Source organism: Nocardioides terrigena (assembly GCF_003047265.1).
Classification (GTDB): domain Bacteria; phylum Actinomycetota; class Actinomycetes; order Propionibacteriales; family Nocardioidaceae; genus Nocardioides; species Nocardioides terrigena.
Genome location: NZ_PZYY01000019.1, coordinates 1 through 5,543 on the forward strand (window position 1 = coordinate 1; position 5,543 = coordinate 5,543).

General features: G+C 55.9%; 3 rRNA genes. All 3 read right to left on the minus strand.

Going from position 1 to position 5,543, the window contains the following annotated elements:
• Positions 1-48: 48 nt before the first annotated feature.
• A 5S ribosomal RNA gene (rrf, locus tag DAE25_RS22560) occupies positions 49-165 on the minus strand.
• A 202-nt stretch (positions 166-367) separates the two neighbouring features.
• Positions 368-3,470, minus strand: a 23S ribosomal RNA gene (locus DAE25_RS22565).
• Positions 3,471-3,823: 353 nt separating this feature from the next.
• Positions 3,824-5,338, minus strand: a 16S ribosomal RNA gene (locus tag DAE25_RS22570).
• The 16S, 23S and 5S rRNA genes sit together here, the layout of an rRNA operon.
• Positions 5,339-5,543: the final 205 nt, after the last annotated feature.

Genomic DNA, 5,543 nt, shown 5'->3' on the forward strand with positions numbered 1-5,543 from the left:
GAAATGGGAAAGAGGGGCCGCCTGGTGGCGGCCCCTCTCCCAATGTATGTCCGGCGGCGTCCTACTCTCCCACAGCCTCTCGGTTGCAGTACCATCGGCGCTGAAAGGCTTAACTTCCGGGTTCGGTATGGGACCGGGTGTTTCCCTTTCGCTATGGCCGCCGTAACTCTGGCGGAACACACACACCCACCGTGTTGCTGGTGTGGGGGTGTTCCAAGCTCTTGGTGATACGTATTCAGTTCGAAACGGTTCCCCTGGTATTCACCAGTGTTGACCTACGAACGCCCCGATGGGGTGTGTGGTCTGGGAACTACATAGTGGACGCGGTCACCGCAAAAACCTGTGTGTGATGTGTTTTGAACGGTGTTGGGACAAGCCCTCGGCCTATTAGTACCGGTCGGCTAGGCATTGCTGCTGTACACCTCCGGCCTATCAACCCCATGTTCTGTGGGGGGCCTTACCCCATAACGGGTGGGAAACCTCATCTTGAAACGTGCTTCCCGCTTAGATGCATTCAGCGGTTATCACTTCCGAACGTAGCCAACCAGCCGTGCCCCTGGCGGGACAACTGGCACACCAGAGGTTCGTCCATCCCGGTCCTCTCGTACTAGGGACAGCCTTTCTCAAGTTTCCTGCGCGCGCGGCGGATAGGGACCGAACTGTCTCACGACGTTCTAAACCCAGCTCGCGTGCCGCTTTAATGGGCGAACAGCCCAACCCTTGGGACCTACTCCAGCCCCAGGATGCGACGAGCCGACATCGAGGTGCCAAACCATCCCGTCGATATGGACTCTTGGGGAAGATCAGCCTGTTATCCCCGGGGTACCTTTTATCCGTTGAGCGACGTCGCTTCCACATGCCGACGCCGGATCACTAGTTCCGACTTTCGTCCCTGCTCGACATGTCTGTCTCACAGTCAAGCTCCCTTGTGCACTTACACTCAACACCTGATTGCCAACCAGGCTGAGGGAACCTTTGAGCGCCTCCGTTACATTTTAGGAGGCAACCGCCCCAGTTAAACTACCCATCAGGCACTGTCCCTGATCCGGATTACGGACCTAGGTTAGACATCTAGTACGACCAGAGTGGTATTTCAACGTTGACTCCACACTCACTGGCGTGAATGCTTCACAGTCTCCCACCTATCCTACACAAGCCGAACCAAACACCAATACCAAACTATAGTAAAGGTCCCGGGGTCTTTCCGTCCTGCCGCGCGTAACGAGCATCTTTACTCGTAGTGCAATTTCGCCGAGTCCATGGTTGAGACAGCGCCCAAGTCGTTACTCCATTCGTGCAGGTCGGAACTTACCCGACAAGGAATTTCGCTACCTTAGGATGGTTATAGTTACCACCGCCGTTTACTGGGGCTTAAATTCTCCGCTTCGACTTGCGTCTAACAGGTCCTCTTAACCTTCCAGCACCGGGCAGGAGTCAGTCCGTATACATCGTCTTACAACTTCGCACGGACCTGTGTTTTTAGTAAACAGTCGCTTGGGCCTGGTCTCTGCGGCCCTTCACGCTTCCCCACGCAAGGTGGTTCACGCTCCGGGCCCCCCTTCTCCCGAAGTTACGGGGGCATTTTGCCGAGTTCCTTAACCATGGTTATCTCGATCGCCTTGGTATTCTCTACCTGATCACCTGAGTCGGTTTGGGGTACGGGCGGCGCATAGCTCGCTAGAGGTTTTTCTCGACAGCATAGGATCACCCACTTCACCTAACGGCTCCGTGTCACATCTCAGACATATGGAATCCGGATTTGCCTAGATCCCGTCCTACATGCTTACCCGTGGACTACCATCGCCACGGCTGGGCTACCTTCCTGCGTCACCCCATCGCTTGACTACTACCAGATCGGGTCCCACGCTCCACCAGATCGCCTTCCCCGAAGGGTCGGTCAACCTGGCTTAGGGTGGTTAGCATCACCGGGTTCGTCATGGGCGCTACTTTGCCGGTACGGGAATATCAACCCGTTGTCCATCGACTACGCCTGTCGGCCTCGCCTTAGGTCCCGACTTACCCAGGGCAGATTAGCTTGACCCTGGAACCCTTGATCATTCGGCGGACGTGTTTCTCACACGTCATTCGCTACTCATGCCTGCATTCTCACTCGTGTGGCCTCCACACCTGGATCACTCCGGCGCTTCACTGCCCACACGACGCTCCCCTACCCATCCACACACCTGAACACCGATCAAGTCGATGCTAGATACACGCGTGAATGCCATAGCTTCGGCGGATGACTTGAGCCCCGCTACATTGTCGGCGCGGAATCACTTGACCAGTGAGCTATTACGCACTCTTTCAAGGGTGGCTGCTTCCAAGCCAACCTCCTGGTTGTCACTGCGACTCCACATCCTTTTCCACTTAGTCACCGCTTAGGGGCCTTAGCTGATGGTCTGGGCTGTTTCCCTCTCGACTACGGAGCTTATCCCCCGCAGTCTCACTGCTGCGCTCTCACTTACCGGCATTCGGAGTTTGGCTAACGTCAGTAACCTGGTCGGGCCCATCGGCTATCCAGTGCTCTACCTCCGGCAAGAAACACGCAACGCTGCACCTAAATGCATTTCGGGGAGAACCAGCTATCACGAAGTTTGATTGGCCTTTCACCCCTATCCACAGGTCATCCCCTCAGTTTTCAACCTAAGTGGGTTCGGTCCTCCACGTCGTCTTACCGACGCTTCAACCTGCCCATGGATAGATCACTTCGCTTCGGGTCTTGAGCGCGCTACTGAATCGCCCTATTCGGACTCGCTTTCGCTACGGCTTCCCCACACGGGTTAACCTCGCAACACACCGCAAACTCGCAGGCTCATTCTTCAAAAGGCACGCCGTCACCCTTACAGGCTCCGACGGATTGTAGGCACACGGTTTCAGGTACTATTTCACTCCCCGCCAGGGGTACTTTTCACCTTTCCCTCACGGTACTTGTCCGCTATCGGTCATCAAGGAGTATTTAGGCTTAACGGGTGGTCCCGCCAGATTCACACGGAATTTCAGGGGTTCCGTGTTACTTGGGGTAACGCTACGGAGCTCGTGTTTTACGTCTACGGGGCTATCACCCTCTACGGCCCGGCTTTCCAACCGGCTTCAACTTCCACACAAGTTTCTTACTCCGTGCAGGTACGGCAGCACCTGCCAAGCGGCCCCACAACCCCCCATACGCAACCCCTGCCGGGTATCACACGTACGAGGTTTGGCCTCATCCGATTTCGCTCGCCACTACTCTCGGAATCACTTTTGTTTTCTCTTCCTGTCGGTACTGAGATGTTTCACTTCCCGACGTTCCCTCCACACACCCTATGTGTTCAGATGTGGGTAACTGGACATGACTCCAGCTGGGTTTCCCCATTCGGACACCCCCGGATCACAGCTCGGTTGCCAACTCCCCAGGGCTTATCGCAGGCTCCTACGTCCTTCATCGGCTCTTGATGCCAAGGCATCCACCATGTGCCCTTCATAGCTTGTCTCAACAACGTCAAAACAAATCACTACAAAAGATTAATTAATGCTCGCGTCCACTATGCAGATCTCAAACAACAACCCCACCAACCCCCCACCACACCCAACGGCATGACAGAGCAAAGGGAGGAACCAGAACCACCAACACCCCACCCGTAAGCGGGGGGCCTGATGCTTCAGGACCCAACAGTGTGCCAACCCGACCCCCACCAACCAGACCCCACGTTCCACACCCCAGCAAGCTGGAGTAGTACTAGCCAGGCCCGACCCATGAAGGTCAAGCATCATCGACGATTCCACTAGTGAGACACCACCAACGCTGGACAGACATTCGCTGCCAGTCAGGGTGTGTGCTCCTTAGAAAGGAGGTGATCCAGCCGCACCTTCCGGTACGGCTACCTTGTTACGACTTCGTCCTAATCGCCAGCCCCACCTTCGACGGCTCCCTCCACAAGGGTTGGGCCACCGGCTTCGGGTGTTGCCGACTTTCATGACGTGACGGGCGGTGTGTACAAGGCCCGGGAACGTATTCACCGCAGCGTTGCTGATCTGCGATTACTAGCGACTCCGACTTCATGGGGTCGAGTTGCAGACCCCAATCCGAACTGAGACCGGCTTTTTGGGATTCGCTCCGCCTTACGGCATCGCAGCCCTTTGTACCGGCCATTGTAGCATGCGTGAAGCCCTGGACATAAGGGGCATGATGACTTGACGTCATCCCCACCTTCCTCCGAGTTGACCCCGGCAGTCTCCTATGAGTCCCCACCATGACGTGCTGGCAACATAGGACGAGGGTTGCGCTCGTTGCGGGACTTAACCCAACATCTCACGACACGAGCTGACGACAGCCATGCACCACCTGTACACCGACAAAAGGGGCCTCATCTCTGAGGCTTTCCGGTGTATGTCAAACCCAGGTAAGGTTCTTCGCGTTGCATCGAATTAATCCGCATGCTCCGCCGCTTGTGCGGGCCCCCGTCAATTCCTTTGAGTTTTAGCCTTGCGGCCGTACTCCCCAGGCGGGGCGCTTAATGCGTTAGCTGCGGCACGGAATCCGTGGAATGGACCCCACACCTAGCGCCCAACGTTTACGGTGTGGACTACCAGGGTATCTAATCCTGTTCGCTCCCCACACTTTCGCTCCTCAGCGTCAGGTAATGCCCAGAGAACCGCCTTCGCCACCGGTGTTCCTCCTGATATCTGCGCATTTCACCGCTACACCAGGAATTCCGTTCTCCCCTGCATACCTCTAGTCTGCCCGTATCGGAAGCAAGCACTGAGTTAAGCCCAGTGTTTTCACTCCCGACGCGACAAACCGCCTACGAGCCCTTTACGCCCAATAATTCCGGACAACGCTCGCACCCTACGTATTACCGCGGCTGCTGGCACGTAGTTGGCCGGTGCTTCTTCTGTACCTACCGTCACTTTCGCTTCGTCGGTACTGAAAGAGGTTTACAACCCGAAGGCCGTCATCCCTCACGCGGCGTTGCTGGATCAGGCTTCCGCCCATTGTCCAATATTCCCCACTGCTGCCTCCCGTAGGAGTCTGGGCCGTGTCTCAGTCCCAGTGTGGCCGGTCACCCTCTCAGGCCGGCTACCCGTCGAAGCCATGGTAGGCCATTACCCCACCATCAAGCTGATAGGCCGCGAGCACATCCCCCACCGAAAAACTTTCCACCCACAACCATGCGGTCACAGGTCATATCCGGTATTAATCACCGTTTCCGGTGGCTATCCCAAAGTGGGGGGCAGATTACTCACGTGTTACTCACCCGTTCGCCGCTCGAGTACCACCGAAGTGGCCTTTCCGCTCGACTTGCATGTGTTAAGCACGCCGCCAGCGTTCGTCCTGAGCCAGGATCAAACTCTCCATCGAAAAACAAACCCCACACCAACCCTTACGAGCCAGCACAGGAAAAGAGAGCCACATCCCCTAGCATCGAACAATCACTGACAAATTTGTCAGAAATTATCGTTAACCAAAGAAACCACCACCACAACTTCAAAAGCCATGGTGACGGGGCATAACAAACTAATTCGTCGACTATGACACACTGTTGAGTTCTCAAACATCAGACGCA